Annotated in this window: 17 protein-coding genes; 7 read left to right on the top strand and 10 right to left on the bottom strand. The window is 69.8% G+C overall.

Going from position 1 to position 15,719, the window contains the following annotated elements; translation table 11 throughout:
• From ABNT58_RS00320 to mraZ, 6 genes are all read right to left on the bottom strand, one after another.
• A partial coding sequence (locus ABNT58_RS00320; protein WP_348751524.1) for a Mur ligase domain-containing protein occupies positions 1-227 on the bottom strand: 227 nt, incomplete at its 3' end.
• The gene (locus ABNT58_RS00315) at positions 224-1,753 is read right to left on the bottom strand and encodes a UDP-N-acetylmuramoyl-L-alanyl-D-glutamate--2,6-diaminopimelate ligase (protein WP_348751523.1); all 1,530 of its coding nucleotides are present in this window, start codon (positions 1,751-1,753) and stop codon (positions 224-226) included. The genes ABNT58_RS00320 and ABNT58_RS00315, both read right to left, overlap by 4 nt.
• The gene (locus tag ABNT58_RS00310) at positions 1,754-3,550 is read right to left on the bottom strand and encodes a penicillin-binding protein 2 (RefSeq protein ID WP_348751527.1); all 1,797 of its coding nucleotides are present in this window, start codon (positions 3,548-3,550) and stop codon (positions 1,754-1,756) included.
• Positions 3,551-3,591: 41 nt separating this feature from the next.
• On the bottom strand, positions 3,592-3,918 hold the full coding sequence (ftsL, locus tag ABNT58_RS00305; RefSeq protein WP_348751522.1) for a cell division protein FtsL: 327 nt from the start codon (positions 3,916-3,918) through the stop codon (positions 3,592-3,594).
• Positions 3,915-4,892, bottom strand: coding sequence for a 16S rRNA (cytosine(1402)-N(4))-methyltransferase RsmH (rsmH, locus tag ABNT58_RS00300; RefSeq protein WP_348751521.1), 978 nt, complete (start codon positions 4,890-4,892; stop codon positions 3,915-3,917). Before rsmH ends, ftsL begins: the two co-directional genes overlap by 4 nt.
• Positions 4,892-5,323 carry a division/cell wall cluster transcriptional repressor MraZ gene (gene mraZ, locus ABNT58_RS00295; RefSeq protein WP_348751526.1) on the bottom strand — a complete coding sequence of 144 codons (432 nt, stop codon included), beginning with the start codon at positions 5,321-5,323 and terminating at the stop codon, positions 4,892-4,894. The genes rsmH and mraZ overlap by 1 nt, the downstream gene beginning before the upstream one ends.
• A gap of 291 nt (positions 5,324-5,614) precedes the next feature.
• On the opposite strand from mraZ, the gene ABNT58_RS00290 reads away from it, so the two are divergent.
• Positions 5,615-6,979 (top strand): HipA domain-containing protein, encoded by a 1,365-nt coding sequence (locus tag ABNT58_RS00290; RefSeq protein WP_348751520.1) that lies wholly within the window; start codon positions 5,615-5,617, stop codon positions 6,977-6,979.
• On the opposite strand, the gene ABNT58_RS00285 is transcribed toward ABNT58_RS00290, so the two are convergent.
• Entirely contained in the window at positions 6,924-7,493 is a 570-nt protein-coding gene (locus ABNT58_RS00285; protein ID WP_348751519.1) for a hypothetical protein, read from the bottom strand. The genes ABNT58_RS00290 and ABNT58_RS00285 overlap by 56 nt on opposite strands.
• A gap of 119 nt (positions 7,494-7,612) precedes the next feature.
• Between ABNT58_RS00285 and ABNT58_RS00280 the strand changes: the two genes are divergently transcribed.
• The gene (locus tag ABNT58_RS00280) at positions 7,613-8,119 is read left to right on the top strand and encodes a DinB family protein (protein WP_348751518.1); all 507 of its coding nucleotides are present in this window, start codon (positions 7,613-7,615) and stop codon (positions 8,117-8,119) included.
• A gap of 13 nt (positions 8,120-8,132) precedes the next feature.
• Here ABNT58_RS00280 and ABNT58_RS00275 read toward each other — a convergent pair whose 3' ends face one another.
• From ABNT58_RS00275 to ABNT58_RS00265, 3 genes are all read right to left on the bottom strand, one after another.
• Complete coding sequence (locus tag ABNT58_RS00275; RefSeq protein WP_348751517.1) at positions 8,133-8,741, bottom strand: PEP-CTERM sorting domain-containing protein; 609 nt, start codon at positions 8,739-8,741, stop codon at positions 8,133-8,135.
• Positions 8,742-8,777: 36 nt separating this feature from the next.
• Positions 8,778-11,441 carry a phosphatidylinositol-specific phospholipase C domain-containing protein gene (locus ABNT58_RS00270; protein ID WP_348751516.1) on the bottom strand — a complete coding sequence of 888 codons (2,664 nt, stop codon included), beginning with the start codon at positions 11,439-11,441 and terminating at the stop codon, positions 8,778-8,780.
• 128 nt (positions 11,442-11,569) lie between these two features.
• Complete coding sequence (locus ABNT58_RS00265; protein WP_348751515.1) at positions 11,570-12,196, bottom strand: response regulator transcription factor; 627 nt, start codon at positions 12,194-12,196, stop codon at positions 11,570-11,572.
• Between the two features lie 14 nt (positions 12,197-12,210).
• Here ABNT58_RS00265 and ABNT58_RS00260 point away from each other — a divergent pair, with 14 nt between their 5' ends.
• The 5 genes from ABNT58_RS00260 to ABNT58_RS00240 all read left to right on the top strand — a co-directional run.
• On the top strand, positions 12,211-13,575 hold the full coding sequence (locus ABNT58_RS00260; protein WP_348751514.1) for a HAMP domain-containing sensor histidine kinase: 1,365 nt from the start codon (positions 12,211-12,213) through the stop codon (positions 13,573-13,575).
• Between the two features lie 39 nt (positions 13,576-13,614).
• Positions 13,615-13,938: a helix-turn-helix domain-containing protein gene (locus ABNT58_RS00255; protein ID WP_348751513.1), complete on the top strand. Its 324-nt coding sequence runs from the start codon at positions 13,615-13,617 to the stop codon at positions 13,936-13,938.
• Positions 13,939-13,951: 13 nt separating this feature from the next.
• On the top strand, positions 13,952-15,019 hold the full coding sequence (arsB, locus tag ABNT58_RS00250) for an ACR3 family arsenite efflux transporter (RefSeq protein ID WP_348751512.1): 1,068 nt from the start codon (positions 13,952-13,954) through the stop codon (positions 15,017-15,019).
• Between the two features lie 4 nt (positions 15,020-15,023).
• Complete coding sequence (gene arsC, locus ABNT58_RS00245) at positions 15,024-15,449, top strand: arsenate reductase (glutaredoxin) (protein ID WP_348751511.1); 426 nt, start codon at positions 15,024-15,026, stop codon at positions 15,447-15,449.
• A gap of 31 nt (positions 15,450-15,480) precedes the next feature.
• On the top strand, positions 15,481-15,719 hold a 239-nt coding region (locus ABNT58_RS00240), incomplete at its 3' end, for an NAD(P)H-dependent oxidoreductase (protein ID WP_348751525.1).

Genomic DNA, 15,719 nt, shown 5'->3' with positions numbered 1-15,719 from the left:
AGGCCATGCTCGGCCAGCGCGGCCACGGCACCGGCCTGGCGCGCCTGCGGCAAAAAGTCGTGCGCATCGAAGCGCTCGCCACGCAACGCCACGAACAGGTCGCCCGGCTGCAGCGTGCGGGTGTCGCTGTGCACACGCAGCACCGGCGTGGCGGCATCGCCCACCAGCAGTGCATCGGGCAGCAGCGCGGCCAGCTCGCCCAGGGTGGTCATGGGGGTGCCGTTCATGCGCCCGCTCCTGCACTGGCACCAGCGCCGTTGGCGATGTCGCGGGCCTGGCGCGCCGCCAGCGCGGCCATGGCTTCGGCCGCGTCGGAGAACGGGTGCTTCACACCCTGGATCTCCTGGTAGTCCTCATGGCCCTTGCCGGCCAGCACAATCACGTCATTCGGCGAAGCGCTGTTCACCGCCTCGGCGATCGCGGCGCGGCGGTCGGCGATCACGGTGGCGTCCACATGGCCACGCTCGATGCCGGCGGCGATCTGCGCCAGGATGGCCTCGGGGTCTTCACCGCGCGGGTTGTCGCTGGTCAGCAGCACGCGCTGCGCCAGACGGGCCGCGATGGCGCCCATCTGCGGTCGCTTGGTGGCGTCGCGGTTGCCGCCGCAGCCGAACACGCACAGCAGCTGGCCGCCGCGCGCCTGCGCGAAGGGGCGCAGCGCCAGCAGTGCCTTTTCCAGCGCGTCGGGGGTGTGGGCGTAGTCCACCACCAGCTCGGGCAGCGGGGTTTGCGAGGCAAGCTGCACCCGCTGCATGCGACCGGGCACGGGCGTGAAGTACGGGACCACGCTGCACGCGTCGTGCAGCGAGATGCCCAGCGCCCGCAGCCCGCCGATGACCACCAGCAGGTTGTGCACGTTGAAGTCGCCGATCAGCGTGCTGCGCACCACGGCGCCGCGGTCGCCTTCGATCACCTCGAAGGCCAGGCCGCCGTCGGCATAGCCGATGTTCTGCGCCCGCAGCCGCGCGGTCTGCAGGGCTGAGACGGTCCAGCGCTCGGCCGCCAGCGGCTCGCGCGCCAGTTGCTGGCCCTGCGCATCGTCGATGTTGATGACCGCGGCCTTCAGGCCCGGCCAGTCGAACAGCGCGCGCTTGGCGGCCCAGTAGGCCTGCATCGAGCCGTGGTAGTCGAGGTGGTCCTGCGTGAAGTTGGTGAACAGCGCCACCCGCACCCGCAAGCCGTCGAGCCGGTGCTCGGTGATGCCGATGGACGAGGCCTCGATCGCGCAGGCATGCACGCCGCCGGTGTGGAAGTCGCGCAGCGCGCGGTGCAGCGTCACCGGGTCGGGCGTGGTCAGGCCGGTGAACCGGATCTGGCCGTTGGGCTCGCCGATGCCCAGCGTGCCGATGACGCCGCAGCGCCGGCCCAGCGTGGCCAGGGCCTGCGCCGTCCACCAGGCGGTGGAGGTCTTGCCGTTGGTGCCGGTGGTGGCCACCACGTCCATCTGCGCGCTGGGGTGGTCGAAGAAGGCGTCGGCGATGGGGCCGGTGGCGGCCTTGAGCTGCGGCAGCGAGGCGATGCGGGCGTTGTCGAAGGCGAAGGCTTCGACGCCCTCATGCTCGACCAGGCAGGTGGCGGCGCCGGCCACCAGGGCCGAACGCGCGAACTGCCGGCCGTCGGTGGCGTAGCCGGGCCAGGCGATGAAGGCATCGCCCGGTTGCACCTGGCGGCTGTCGGCGCGCAAGGTGCCGGTCACCCACTCGCGCAGCCAGCGGGCCGCGGCGTCGGGGGATTTGAGGCGGGTCAGGGACACTTAGAAACTTTCCTGTGCGGCCGGGATGTCGCGGGTCACGATCTGCGGCTGCACTTCGATGTCGGGCGGCACGCCCATCATGCGCAGCGTGTTCTGCACCACCTGGCTGAACACGGGCGCGGCCACGGTGCCGCCGAAATATTGGCCATTGCTGGGTTCGTCCACCATCACGGCGACCACGATGCGCGGGTCGCTGATGGGCGCGATGCCGACGAACCACGCGCGGTATTTGTTGCCGGCGTAGGAGCGACCTTCCTGCTTGTGGGCCGTGCCGGTCTTGCCGCCCACGGAGTAGCCCACCGCCTGCGCCTGCGGCGCGGTACCGCCCTTGAGCGACACGCTGTGCAGCATCTCGCGCATGGTGTGCGCCACTTCGGGCTTGAACACCGGCGTGCCCTGCACCGCATGCTCCTGCTTGAGCATGGTCACCGGCGCCAGGTCGCCATCACGCGCGAACACGGTGTAGGCCCGCGCCAGCTGGAACAGCGAGGCCGACAGGCCGTAGCCGTAGCTCATGGTGGCCTGCTCGATCGGGCGCCAGGTCTTCCAAGGACGCAGCCGGCCGGTGACGGCACCCGGGAAGCGCAGCTGCGGCTTCTGGCCCAGGCCGACGGCGGTGAAGACGTCCCACATTTCCTTGCGGTCCATCTGCATCGCCATCTTCACGGTGCCGACGTTGCTGGACTTCTGGATCACCTCGCTGACCGTCAGCACGCCATAGGCGTGCGAATCGCTGATGGTGCTGCCGGTGATGGTGATGCGGCCCGGGGCGACGTTGATCGGCGTGTCGGGCGTGACACGCTTGGTCTGCAGCGCCCAAGACACCACCAGCGGCTTCATCGTGGAGCCGGGCTCGAAGGTGTCGGTCAGCGCGCGATTGCGCAGCTGCGCGCCGGTGAGCTTGCGGCGGTCGCCGGGATCGAAGCTGGGGTAGTTGGCCAGCGCCAGCACTTCGCCGGTCTTGGCGTCCAGCACCACCACGCTGCCGGCCTTGGCCTTGTGCTCGGCCACCGCGTCGCGGATGCGCTGGTAGGCGAAGAACTGCACCTTGGAATCGACCGACAGCTGGATGTCCTGGCCATTGGCCGCGTCCACCTGCTGGCCCATGTCTTCCACCACGCGGCCCAGGCGGTCCTTGACCACCTCGCGCGATCCGTTGCGGCCCTTGAGCTCGTTCTCGAAGGCCAGTTCGATGCCTTCCTGGCCCACGTCTTCCAGGTTGGTGAAGCCCACCAGGTGCGCGGCCGCCTCGCCCTCGGGGTACTTGCGGCGGTACTCGTTGACCTCGTACACGCCTTCGATCTTGAGGGCGCGGATCTTCTTCCAGAGCTCGTCGTCCACCTGGCGCTTGAGCCAGGCGAAGCGGCTGCCGTCGTCCAGCTTCTTGTCCAGCTCGGCCGAGGGCATGTCCAGCAGGCGGGCCAGTTCGCGCCGCTGCTCGGGCGTGGCCTTGACGTCGCGCGGGATGGCCCAGATGGAAGGCACCGACACGCTGGTGGCCAGCAGCAGGCCGTTGCGGTCGAGGATGCGGCCGCGGCTGGCGCGCAGCTCCAGCGTGTGGGCGTAGCGCTTCTCGCCTTCGCTCAGGTAGAACTCGGTGCCGATGGCCTGGATGTAGACCGCGCGGCCGATCAGCAGGCAAAAGCCCAGGCCCACCAGGGCCACGATGAACTTGCTGCGGCCGGGCGGCGTCTTGGCCGCCAGCAGCGGGCTTTGCGCATACGACAGGCTGCGCACGCTGGCCGCGGCGCGGCGGCGGTCGCCACCGTCCTTGGGCGGCTTGGGGCGCTTGGTCATGCGCGCACCGGTGGCCGGCGCCTTCTTGCTGAACAGGCCCATCAACGCACCTCCGCCGCAGGGGTGGATGCCGATGCCGCAGCGGCAGCCGGTGCCGCCGACACGCCGGTATCGGCCACGTACTGGGTCACGGCCGCGGTGGCGGTGCGCATCTGCAGCCGGTCGCGCGCCACCCTTTCCACGCGCAGATGGGTGGCCTGTTCCTGGCGCTGGGCTTCCAGGCGCTTGTAGTCGATGTCGAGCTTGGCCTGCAGCGTCTTGGCGCGGTCGATCTCGTTGAAGAGGCGCCGGGTGTCGTACGTGGTCTTGACCAGGTACAGGCAGCTGGCCAGCAGCGCGGCCAGCAGCACGATGTTGAGCCTCGTCACGACGGCTGTCCTTCCAGGTCCGGCGACTTGCGTTCGGCCACGCGCAGGATGGCCGAACGCGAGCGCGCATTGGCGGCCACTTCTTCGGCCGACGGCTTGATGCGCCCCAGCGACAGCAGCCGCGTGGGCGCCGGCTCTGCGAACGGCGCGCGGCGGTCGTAGACCTGCTTGCTCTCGCGCGCGATGAAAGTCTTGACGATGCGGTCTTCCAGCGAATGGAAGCTGATGACCGCCAGCCGGCCGCCGGGGGCCAGCAGGTCCACCGTGTCGCTCAGGACCTGTTCGAGCTCCTCAAGCTCGGCGTTGACGAAAATCCGAAGAGCCTGAAAGGTGCGCGTGGCAGGGTTCTGGCCCGGCTCACGGGTCTTGACCGCACGAGCCACGACCTCGGAAAGCTGGCCAGTGGTTCGCACCGGGTCCCCGCTTGCGCGCCGAGCCACAAGCGCCTTTGCAATCTGCACAGCAAACCGTTCTTCGCCATAGTCCTTCACCACCTGTGCGATCTGGCGCTCGTCGGCGCGAGCCAGGAAATCCGCGGCGCTTTCGCCGCGCGTCGTGTCCATGCGCATGTCCAGCGGGCCGTCGAAGCGGAAGCTGAAGCCGCGCTGCGGGTCGTCGATCTGCGGGGACGACACACCCAGGTCCAGCAGGATGCCGTCGACCCGGTGCACGCCCACGCTGGCCAGGCGTTCGCGCATGTCGCGGAAGCTGGCATGGAAGATGGAGAAACGCGGGTCTGAAACCCGCGTCGTCGCTGACTGGTCTTGTGCAGCGGCGATGGCGGCGGGGTCCTTGTCGAAGGCGATCAGGCGCCCCTGCGGCGACAGCCGCCGCAGCAGCTCGCGCGAGTGGCCGCCACGGCCGAAGGTGCCGTCCACATAGATGCCGTCGGCACGGCTGAACCAGCCTTCGACGGCCTCGTTCAGCATCACGCTGACGTGGGAGAAGGCGGCGGCGGGCTGCACGGTGCTCATCACAGGCCCAGGTCCATGAAGGCTTGCGCCACGTCGCCCTTGGACAGCTGCTCTTCTTCGTAGGCGGCCAGGCGCTGCACGTCCCACAGCTCGAAGCGGTGGCCGGTGCCCAGCAGCATCACGTCCTTGTCCAGGCCGGCCCAGGCGCGCAGCTCGGGGGAGATGAGCACGCGCGAGCCACTGTCGATCTCGACATCCACGGCGCTGCCGACGAAGAGCCGGCGAAACAGGTCGCCGTTGGTCTTCATGGCCATGATTTCTTCGCGGAAGTGCTCCCACGCGGGCCGCGGAAAGATGAGCAGGCAGTGGTTGGGATGCTTGGTGATGGTGAGCTTGTCTTGCGACAGAGCGGTCAGCACGTCGCGATGGCGAGCCGGGACGGTCATCCGCCCCTTCCCGTCCAGCGTCAACGCTGACCCACCCTGAAACACGAAACTCACCCGCTTCCCCCACCATTCACCACTCCGCCCCACTTTAGCTCACGCACCGCCCCGGGTCAACGCGGCGCGTCAGAAAATTCAATGAAATCAACTACTTACAGCCGCATCGCGAAGTAAGTGGCTGCAAAAATGGCTTCAAAAATAAGGACTTGCGGGGGGCAGTGAAAGTGATGGGTGAGCTGCAGCAACGTTGGGCGGGGCTGTCAACCCGTTCACACACTCGTGGCTGGACAGCCGCGAGCAAGGCCCCTAGTATCCCGCGAACTATTCATCCAGGGATTCATGGCCGGCACTTCGGGCACCGTCACCGACCACGCTCAAGCACTGCAGCGCCTGCTGCGCTCAGGCGCGATGTCGGCCGCCCAGCTGATGGAGCGGCTGGACATCAGCCAGCCGACGCTGTCGCGAACTATTCAGCGACTCAACGGCGCAGTCACCAGCTTTCGCACCAAGGGCGACCGCACGCCGCGTTACGCGCTGCTGCGCGACCTGCCCGGCGGCGTGCCACCCCGGCAGCGGGTGTACCGGGTGCTGCGCAGCGGCAGCATCGAGCCGTTCGCCGACCTTGAATTCCTGCACGGCGGCGCCACGCTGGAGCGCCGCGGCAGCACCACGGTGCTGCATCCCGGCCTGCCGCCCTACCTGCGCATGGCCGCGCCCGCCGGCTACCTGGGCCGCGAACTGGCGATGGCGGCAGCCGGCGACGCCCACTTTCCGGCCAGCCTGGCCGACTGGCACGACGACCACCGCGCCGCCTGGCTGCTGACGCGCGGCTTCAACCTGGCGGGCAACCTGGTGTTCGGCGACCAGTCGCTGCAGCGGGACATGGACTGGCGCGGCCTGCCGCCGACGCCGCTGGACCAGCGCGCCGCGCAATACGAGGCCCAGGCCAGCACCGCCAGCGTGGGCCCGCATGGTGCCGGCCTGGGCGGCGACCAGCCCAAGTTCCTGGCGTTGGTGGAAGACCGGGGTCATGTGCTCGTCAAGTTCGCGCGCAGGGGCAGCCGCATGGCCGAGCTGTTGCCGCTGGAACACCTGGCGCTGCGCGAGCTGGCCCGCGCGGGCGTGCCGGCGGCGCAGACGGCCTTGCTGGTCACGGCCGAACATGTGTTCCTGGAGGTGCAGCGCTTCGACCGCGTGGGGCGCCACGGCCGGGTGGGCGTGCTGTCGGCCGGCGCGGTGGACGATGCACTGTTCGGCCGGCGCGATGCCTGGCCCGAGTTCGCCGCGCGCTGCGAACAGGCCCGCGTGCTGCGCGCGGCCGATGCCCGCCACGTGGACACGCTGGCCGCCTTCAGCGAGCTGATCGGCAACAACGACCGCCACTTCGAGAACCTGGCGCTGCTGATCGGCGAAGACGGCAACTACGCCGGCCTGGCCCCGGCCTACGACATCCTGCCGATGCGTTATGCCTCGCTGGGCGGCGGCGTGGACCCGGCGCTGCTGCCCATCACGCCCCGGGTGGGCAGCATCGGCGCCCGCCCCGAGGTCTGGGGCCGCGCCTGGCAGGCCGCCGAGCGCTTCTGGCAGGCCGCGCACACCGAAGACCTGCCGGCGCCCCTGTCGCCCGAGCTGCGGCAGCTGGCCGCCGTCAATCTGTCAGTGGCGCGGGCGTTCGTGGCGCCGCTGCTGCCGGCGGGGCGCTGAGGCGGCGTCGGGCGGCCCGCTCGCGCAGCTGGTCACGCACGCTGCGGGCATGCCGGCCCTGCGGCGGCACGATCTGCGGCGGTCCGTCGCCGTCCACCCGGTAGGCGGCGCAGCTGAAGGCGTCGTTGACGCCGACCCCGGCATCGATCCGCTCGAACTGGGCCATGTCCTCGTAGGCGTGCAGGTCGATGGCGACCGGCGGCGGCCCTGCGTCACCGACCGCGCTCCAGGCGAACACACTGAACGGGCAATCGCGCCGCACCGACCGGTTGTCGACGACCAGCAGCTGCGTTGTGCGGGGCTGCGTCCGGGTCACCACCGCCGTGCGGCCGACGATGCGCAGCCGCGGGCAGTTGAAGTGCAGGTTGTAGAAGTCGATGCTGCCGGCCGACAGCTGCACATAGCCGAAGCTGCGGCCTTGGCATTCATACCAGCCATCGAGCTGGGCGTGAGAAGGCGTGCCGAAGGCCAGCGCCAGCGCCGCCAGGCTGAGGCTTGCAGCAAGAGGGGGCATGTCAGGGCTTTGCGCGGAACGACGGTCGCACCAATATTCACGCATAACGCTTCACAGTGCATCACCGGCACTACTCTCGGCCTTGTTGTTTTGCTGCGTTCCCCCACCCGCGAACCACCATGCCACTGACTACCCTCCCATCGCTCTTCGCCCACAAGGCCTGGTCCAACGACGAGCTGTTCACGGCCCTGGCTGCCGTGGGCGACCAGCAGGCCGACCAACGGCGCCGCTGCATCCGCACGCTCAACCATATCTACGTGGTCGACCGCATCTTCCAAGCCCACCTGAGCGGCGAGCGGCGGCCCTTCGATGCGACCAACACCCCGGAAACGCCCACGCTGGCACAGCTGCGCCGCGACGTGGCAGCCACCGACGCCTGGTACCTGCAGTACGTGTCGGGTCTGTCAGCCACCGAAGCGGCCGAGGTCATCAACTTCCACTTCACCGACGGCGACGCAGGCCGCATGTCACGCGAGGAAATGCTGATGCACGTCATCACGCACGGCGGCTACCACCGCGGCGCGGTGGGGCAGATGCTGGGGGCGCTGGACCTGCCGGTGCCGCGCGACCTGTACACCAAGTTCCTGCATCAGGCCGAGCCGGGCAGGCGCAGCCAGCCTGGCTGAGCCGCCACCACGTTCATCGCGTCCGCCTGCGCGCCCACGCCAGCACCCCCACGCCGCCCAGCCACAAGGCCAGCGTGCCCGGCTCGGGCACCGGGGGCGTGAGCACCCGCACCGAGACGGCCAGGTCGGCCTGACCGACGTCGATGAAGCAGCTGCCGCAGGTGAAGGGGTTGTCCGAGTAGCGCTCGAACAGCACCCGCAGCGTGGCCTGGTTCACCGTGCCGGGCACGGCCGTGGCGGCCAGCGTGTACTGGCCCAGGCCCTGGCCGAGGCCGTCGTACGGCATGCGCCACACCGTGTTGCCGGCCGGCAGCACGCCACCGGCAGGGCCGCCCGCCAGGCCGATCAGGTCGGTGTAGCTGCCGGCGCCCGGCACTGTCTCGGCCACCAGGGCCGATCCGATGAAGCTCAGCCATTCCAGCGGCTGGGCCTGCAGCCGGAAGCCCCAGCCCACCGTCTCGCCGGGCAGGCCCTTGAGGTCGCCGCCGGGGGCGGTCAGTTCGATCAGCGGCAGCGCCGCGGCCGGCTGCGCCGCGCACAGGCCGGCTGCGCACAGGGCGGCAGCGGCCAGCAGGCGCCGGCCCGGGGCCTTGCGCGCGCGATGGATGCACAAGTTGTCCATACAAGTCTCCGGAAGTCAGCGTCCCTGAAACCGCCTTCAGCGGATCAGGCTCACGGCGGTGGTGGTGGTGTAGCTGCCGTCGTTGGCCGTCAGGCTCAGCGTCAGGCGCACGCGGGTGGCGGTGGCGGGCCAGCGCAGCAGCAGCTCGGGCGTGGCGCTGCCGCCGGCCGCCAGGCTGGGCAGCGCGATCGGCAGGCCACCGCGCACGGTGACGTTGCCGCTGCCGCTGAGCACTTCCACGCCGATGCTGTTGATCTGCACCCCCACCGCCGCACCCGGCCCGTTGTTGACGATGCGCAGCGGCACATAGCGCTCATCACCGGCGCCACTGCGGCGCGGGCCGCCACTGCTGGCATACAGCACCGGCAGGCCGCTGGCCGAAGGCTGCACGTCCAGCGTCAGCGGCACGGTGTTCTCGCCGGGCTGGCCGTCGCTCACCAAGAAGCTGGCGGCGTAGCGGCCGGCGGGCAGCTGCAGCGCCGCGGCGTTCAGGCCCACGCGCCATTCGTTGCCCACCTGCTGCGCCTGGGCCCAGGCCGGCAGCTTGCCCAGCTTGACCGCGGCCTGCGCACCGGCGATCTTCAGCGCCTGCGGCGCGGGCAGCGGGCCACCTGGCGGCAGCGTGAAGCTGACCGACGCCGGCTGCACCTCGATGCGCGGCAGCACCTCCAAAGGCGTGAGCCCGGTGCGGCTGGCCAGATAGGTGGGCCCGCCCGAGTACTCGGCCACCAGCTGGTGCACGCCCTGGTTCAGGCTGCGGCTGGGCACCACGAACTCCAGCTTCAGGTCCACGCCCGAGCCCTGGACGTTGCGCGTGCCCAGGTCGCGGTAGGTGGCGGGCTGCGTGTCCGTCGGCGGCGTCAGCACTTCGCGCAGCGTCACGGCGCCGCCGCTGATGGGCATCTTGGGCACCCGCGCCAGCAGTTGCACGGTCAGCCGCGCTTCTTCAGGCTGGCGCACCACCGCCCGCGCGGGGTTGATGCCGATCAGCAGCTCGGGCTGGATGCGGTAGAGCACCGGAATCTGGCTGACCGTGCCGCTGCCGTCCTGGTAGCCCACCGACACCGTGCCCTTGTATTCGCCCGGGTCCGCCGGGGCCTGCGGCGCCAGGCTCACCCGCAGGCGGTTGCCGGCCTCGCGCACGGCGGTGCCGTCGGTCCAGCTCAGCTGCAGCCACTCCACATCGGCCTTGGCCACCAGGCTGCGCGGCTGGTCGGTGCGGCCATAGACGGTGATGTCGCGCGGCTCGGTGGGCTTGAGCCCCACCGGGGTGATGAACTGCAGCGTGCCGGGCAGCGCGATGGGGTCCCGCTGGTCCACCAGTGCATGGTTCAGCCACACGTCCTGGCCCCCTGCGGCCCGCATCAGCGCATCGTTGATGTGCGGCAGCGTGGGCACCGCAAAGCGGTAGCCGTTGCCGAACTCCCGCTTGCAGGTTTCTTCGCCGCGCGTCCACACGTCGGCCGCCTGCGTCACGCGAAAGCCACGCGACTGGAAGTTCTGGCTCGCGTCCACCAGCGCGCAGGCAAAGCGCCGCGGCTCCGCCGGCGGGCGCGAGGCCCAGCGGCCGGTGTTGCCACGCAGCATGACCGGGCCTGCGCGGCCGTAGTCGTTGGGCTCGAAGGTCCACACGCTGCCGGCGATGCGGTCGTCCTTCTCGTAGCTGCGGAAGATGGTGATGGCCGAGTCGCCCAGCGCATCCAGGTAGTCCAGACCGACCACCGAGACGCCGCAGCGCAGCAAGGTGGCCACCGCCTGCCCGGAAGGAATGAGACCGGTCATGTCGAAGAGGTTGCTGGCCGAGCGGCCCTCGGCCACCGCGCCCCACATCCACTTCGGGCGTGAGTAGATGGCGCGGCCATCGCCGTCGGTGCAGACACTGAGGTCGAAGTCCTTGGGATGGTCGTTGGTGGTGGCGTAGTTGGCGTCGAAGTACCACATGTAGGTGGTGCTGCTGATCTGCGAGTTGCGCGTGGCCAGCAGCACCTGCTTGCCGGCCGCCCGCACCTGCGCCACCGTCGGCCACTGCTTCGGATCAGCGGCGCGCTTGTAGACGGTGTTGCCGAAGTAGTGGTTGATCAGCTCGCCCAGGCCGGCGGTGTTGTCGCCTACATGCTCGTCGAGCTTGATGAACAGCACCTCGTCGGGGTTGTCGCGCAGCCAGTTGCGGATCTCGTCGAACACATAGGCCAGGCGCCGACGGTAGCTGGGCAGGCACACCTGCTTGCCGTTGTGGCACACCACGTACTGGCCTTCGGAATAGTGCGGGTCGATCTCCAGGAAGCGCACGCCCATGCGCAGCTGGTCGGTGATCGAGTAGGTCTGGTTGGACTGGTCGATGCCGAAGCCCTGGTTGCGGCTGCTGAACGCGTTGTGGCCGCTGACGTGCGGCACCCAGTTGATCGGCTCGTTGACCGAGATGCCGTAGCGCTGCTGCTTCAGCGCCCATTCCAGCCAGGCATTGCGGCCGGCCCAGATGCGCCGCTTGTCGTTGACGCAGACGCCGTTGCTTTCCTTCAGGTCGTACTCGCACGAACCCAGGCCCGTGTCGTAGTACTCCTGGTCGGTCCATTTGCACACCCGCTGGTTTTCGCCGCCGCAGTCGGGTATGTGTACCGCCGCCTGCGCGGGCGGCGAGGCCACCATGGTGGCCACCAGCGCGGCCAGGCTGGCCAGCGCGCTCCTCATCCATTGCTTCATGGTCGTGACTCCTTGCCCCAAGGCCGGCCGATGGCGCGGCGCTGCGTATTGGGCGGGCGCAGGGGGCGCGCGCTCAATACGAACTACGGCGTAGCGGGCCAGGGCGCGGCCCCTGCCAGGCTAGGGATTCACAGGCGATGGCGGATGGACCAGGCCACCAGCTCGGCCGCGTTGCGCAGGCCCAGCTTGCGGGCGATGTTCTCGCGGTGCTTGCGCACCGTGTGCTCCGAGATGCCCAGCTCGCGCCCGATGGCCTTGCTGGCCATGCCCCGGCCCACGCGGGCGGCGATGTCGAGTTCGCGGCTGCTCAGCGGCTCTCGCTCGGCGCTGTTCTCGCGCTCGAACACGCTGGCCAGTTCCACGCTCACGTAGTAGCCGCCGGCAGCCACGCTGAAGATGGCGCCGATCAGCTCGTCGGCGTCGTCGGTCTTGAGCACATAGCCATGCGCGCCGTACGAGAGCGAGGCACGCACCGAAGAAGCGTCCTGCCGGGCGGTGACCACCAGCACCCGCGTGGGCAGTTGCTCCTGCGTGATGGCCTGCATCACGTCCAGGCCGTCCAGGCCCGGCAGGCCCAGGTCCAGCAGCAGCAGGTCGGGCTGCAGGCGCCGCGTGAGAGCCACTGCCGTGGGGCCGTCACCCGCTTCCGCCAGCCACTGGATGCGTGCTTCACGCGACAGCACCAGCTTCAGACCCTGCCGCACCAGGGCATGGTCTTCCGCGACGACGATGCTGATAATCCGGCCGGCCTCCACGCCGGAAACATAGCATGAAGGTTGTTGCAGACGGCGCTGACGACGAGCGCGAAGTGCGCCGAGAGCTGCTGGCCACGCTGCTGTCGCACCGGCGCACGGTGGCGTTGGGCAACGTGCTCATCTGCCTGACCACCACCGCCGTGCTGCTGGGCCATGGCGTGCGCCAGGGGGTGCTGCCCTGGGCCGCGGTGGTGCTGCTGCTGGCGGCGCTGCGCCACCGCCATGCGCTGCAGCTGGCGCCGCGCCTGGCTGCGCTGAACATGGCCGGCCTGCTGGCCGCGGAGCGGCAGGTCTTCTGGCTGATGGCGCTGCAGGGCCTGTCGTGGGGGGTGCTGCCGTGGGTGAGCTACACCGGCCGCAATGCCTTCCTCGACTTCTTCTCGGTGGCCATGCTGGTGGGCATGAACAGCGGTGCCGTCAACTCGGCCGCGCCCCTGCCCAAGGCGCTGCGTGTGTACCTGCTCACGGCCCAGCTGCCCTTCATCGCGCAGTCGATCCTGATCGGCGGCGGCGTGTCGCTGGCAGGCGGACTCACCATCGCGTTCTCGCTGGTGGTGCTGATGGCCTTCGGCCGCAACCAGCATGCAGCCATGCGCCACACGCTGCAGGTCACGCGACAGAACGCCCGGCTGGCCGAGGCGCTGCGCGTGGAGCGCGATGCGGTGCAGGCCGCGCTGCGGGCCAAGAGCCTGTTCCTGGCCGGCGTCAGCCACGACCTGCGCCAGCCGGTGCATGCGATGGCGCTGCACCTGCGCTTTTTGCGCTCGCTGCGCGCCGACGAGCTGTCGCCGCAACGGGTGGCCGAGCTGTGCACGCCGATGGACGGCGCGATGCGCGCGATGACGGGCCAGCTGACGCGGCTGCTGGAACTCTCTCGCCTGGAAGCGGGCGAAGCGCAGGTGGCGCGGCGGCCGATCGACCTGCCCGCCTTCATCGCGGAGCGGCTGGCGCAGTTCGCGGCGCAGGCAGCCGACAAGGGGCTGCAGTTGCGCAGCCGCACCGGCGCCACGGCCCGCACCGCCTGGGCCGACAGCGACCCGATGATGCTGCAGTCCATCGTCGACAACCTGTTGAGCAACGCACTGCGCTACACCCGCCAGGGCGGCGTGCGGCTGGTGTTGCGGCGGCGCGGCGACCTTTGGCTGCTGCAGGTGATCGACAGCGGGCCGGGCATTCCGGGCGAGGTGCTGCCGCAGCTCTTCGTCGCCTACCGCCGCTTCGACGACCGCAGCAGCCGCCACGACGAAGGCCAGGGCCTGGGCCTGGCGCTGGTGCACAAGCAGTCCGAGCGGCTGGGGCATGCGCTGGCGGTGCGCTCGCGCGTGGGCCATGGCAGCAGCTTCGGCCTGCTGTTGCCGGCCTGCGAGCCGCCGGCGTGACGGGCCGTGTGGGCCACACATTTCGTCTATAGTCGAAATATGGAAGAGTCAGACGTCATCGCGGGCCTCGCTGCCCTGGCCCATGCCGTTCGCCTGCAGGTGTTTCGCGCCCTGGTGGTGGCCGGGCCGGCTGGCCTCACGCCCGGCGTGATGCAGGAAGGCCTGGGCATTGCCGCGGCCACGCTGTCCTTTCACCTGAAGGAGCTGTCGCGCAGCGGCCTGGTGTCGGTCGAGCGAGAGAGCCGCTTCCTGATCTACCGCGCCGAGATCGCGCGCATCAACCAGATGGTGGGCTACCTCACCGAGAACTGCTGCGCCGGCATGGCCTGCGTGCCGCAGCCGGCACCGGCCTGCGGCTGCTGAAGGCGCCTGCGGCATGACGACGGCCACCCCACAAGCACCCGCGCCGGCCATCGGCTTTTTCGAGCGTTACCTCAGCGTGTGGGTGGCGCTGTGCATCGTCGTGGGCATCCTGCTGGGGCAGGCTGCACCCGGTGTGTTCCAGGCCATCGGCCACCTGGAGCTGGCCAGGGTGAACCTGCCGGTGGGGGTGCTCATCTGGGTGATGATCATCCCGATGCTGCTGAAGATCGACTTCTCGGCACTCGGGCAGGTCAAGGCACATGTGCGCGGCATCGGCGTCACGCTGTTCATCAACTGGGCGGTCAAGCCGTTGTCGATGGCGCTGCTGGCGTGGATCTTCGTGCGGCAGGTGTTTGCGCCCTGGCTGCCCGCCGAGCAGCTGGACAGCTACGTGGCCGGCCTCATCCTGCTGGCAGCCGCGCCTTGCACGGCGATGGTGTTCGTCTGGAGCCAGCTGTGCAAGGGCGACCCCTACTTCACGCTGTCGCAGGTGGCCCTGAACGACGCCATCATGGTGGTGGCCTTCGCGCCCATCGTGGCGCTGCTGCTGGGCCTGTCGTCCATCACCGTGCCGTGGGACACGCTGCTCACCTCGGTGGGCCTGTACATCGTGGTGCCGGTGGTCATCGCGCAGGCGTGGCGCCAGCGGCTGCTGTCGCGCGGCACTGCGCACCTCCAGGCGGTGGCGGCGCGGCTGGGGCCGTTCTCGATCGCGGCGCTGCTGCTCACGCTGGTGCTGCTGTTCGCGTTTCAGGGGCAGGCCATCCTGGCGCAGCCGCTGGTCATCGCGCTGCTGGCGGTGCCCATCCTCATCCAGGTGGTGCTGAACTCGGGTCTGGCGTACTGGCTCAACCGCCGCATGGGCGTGCAGCACTGCGTGGCCGGTCCGTCGGCGCTCATCGGCGCCAGCAATTTCTTCGAACTGGCGGTGGCGGCGGCCATCAGCCTGTTCGGCTTCCAGTCCGGCGCGGCCCTGGCCACCGTCGTGGGCGTGCTCATCGAAGTGCCCGTGATGCTGGCCGTCGTGGCGGTCGTCAACCGTTCCCGCGCCTGGTACGAGCGCGGCCTTGCACAGGTCTGATGCCATGATCCCCGTCACCATCTTCCACAACCCCGCCTGCGGCACCTCCCGCAACACGCTGGCGCTGATCCGGCATGCCGGCATCGAGCCCACGGTGGTCGAGTACCTGAAGACGCCACCCAGCAAGGCCGAGCTGCAGGCCCTGCTGCGGGCAATGGATATGCCGGTGCGCGCGCTGCTGCGCGAAAAGGGCACGCCCTACGCCGAGCTGGACCTGGGCAACGCCAGGTGGACCGACGATGAGCTGCTGGACGCCATCGGCCGCCACCCGGTGCTGATGAACCGGCCGGTGGTGGTGACGCCGCTGGGCACCAAGCTGTGCCGACCTTCGGAGGCGGTGCTCGAGCTGCTGCCCGTGCCGCCGCTGCCGCCCTTCACCAAGGAAGACGGTGAGCAGGTGGTGGACGACGGAGTGCGCCTTGGTGACTGAGCCCGATCAACTGCCGTCGCTGCAGCGCGACCTGCTGCCCACGCCCAGCGCGCAGCAACTGGCGGTGGCCGCACCCTCCACCCATGCGCCACGCATCCTGATGCTGTACGGCTCGCTGCGCGAGCGCTCGTACAGCCGGCTGCTGACTTACGAAGCCGCGCGCCTGCTGCAGGCCCTGGGGGCCGAGGTGAAGATCTTCGACCCCGCCGGCCTGCCGCTGCCCGATGGGGCGCCTGACGATCACCCCAAGGTGCAGGAGCTGCGCACGCT

It is taken from the genome of uncultured Aquincola sp., from assembly GCF_964001545.1.
GTDB lineage: Bacteria > Pseudomonadota > Gammaproteobacteria > Burkholderiales > Burkholderiaceae_C > Aquincola.
The sequence above is the reverse complement of the archived record's forward strand: the minus strand, read 5'-3'. Positions and strand labels throughout refer to the sequence as shown.

Excerpts from the sequence above, each read along its gene's own strand:
- ABNT58_RS00310 (WP_348751527.1), bottom strand. The coding sequence starts at position 3,550 with ATGACCAAGCGCCCCAAGCCGCCCAAGGACGGTGGCGACCGCCGCCGC.
- rsmH (WP_348751521.1), bottom strand. The coding sequence starts at position 4,892 with ATGAGCACCGTGCAGCCCGCCGCCGCCTTCTCCCACGTCAGCGTGATG.
- ABNT58_RS00290 (WP_348751520.1), top strand. The coding sequence starts at position 5,615 with ATGGCCGGCACTTCGGGCACCGTCACCGACCACGCTCAAGCACTGCAG.
- ABNT58_RS00285 (WP_348751519.1), bottom strand. The coding sequence starts at position 7,493 with ATGCCCCCTCTTGCTGCAAGCCTCAGCCTGGCGGCGCTGGCGCTGGCC.
- ABNT58_RS00280 (WP_348751518.1), top strand. The coding sequence starts at position 7,613 with ATGCCACTGACTACCCTCCCATCGCTCTTCGCCCACAAGGCCTGGTCC.
- ABNT58_RS00275 (WP_348751517.1), bottom strand. The coding sequence starts at position 8,741 with ATGGACAACTTGTGCATCCATCGCGCGCGCAAGGCCCCGGGCCGGCGC.
- ABNT58_RS00270 (WP_348751516.1), bottom strand. The coding sequence starts at position 11,441 with ATGAAGCAATGGATGAGGAGCGCGCTGGCCAGCCTGGCCGCGCTGGTG.
- ABNT58_RS00260 (WP_348751514.1), top strand. The coding sequence starts at position 12,211 with ATGAAGGTTGTTGCAGACGGCGCTGACGACGAGCGCGAAGTGCGCCGA.
- ABNT58_RS00255 (WP_348751513.1), top strand. The coding sequence starts at position 13,615 with ATGGAAGAGTCAGACGTCATCGCGGGCCTCGCTGCCCTGGCCCATGCC.
- arsB (WP_348751512.1), top strand. The coding sequence starts at position 13,952 with ATGACGACGGCCACCCCACAAGCACCCGCGCCGGCCATCGGCTTTTTC.
- arsC (WP_348751511.1), top strand. The coding sequence starts at position 15,024 with ATGATCCCCGTCACCATCTTCCACAACCCCGCCTGCGGCACCTCCCGC.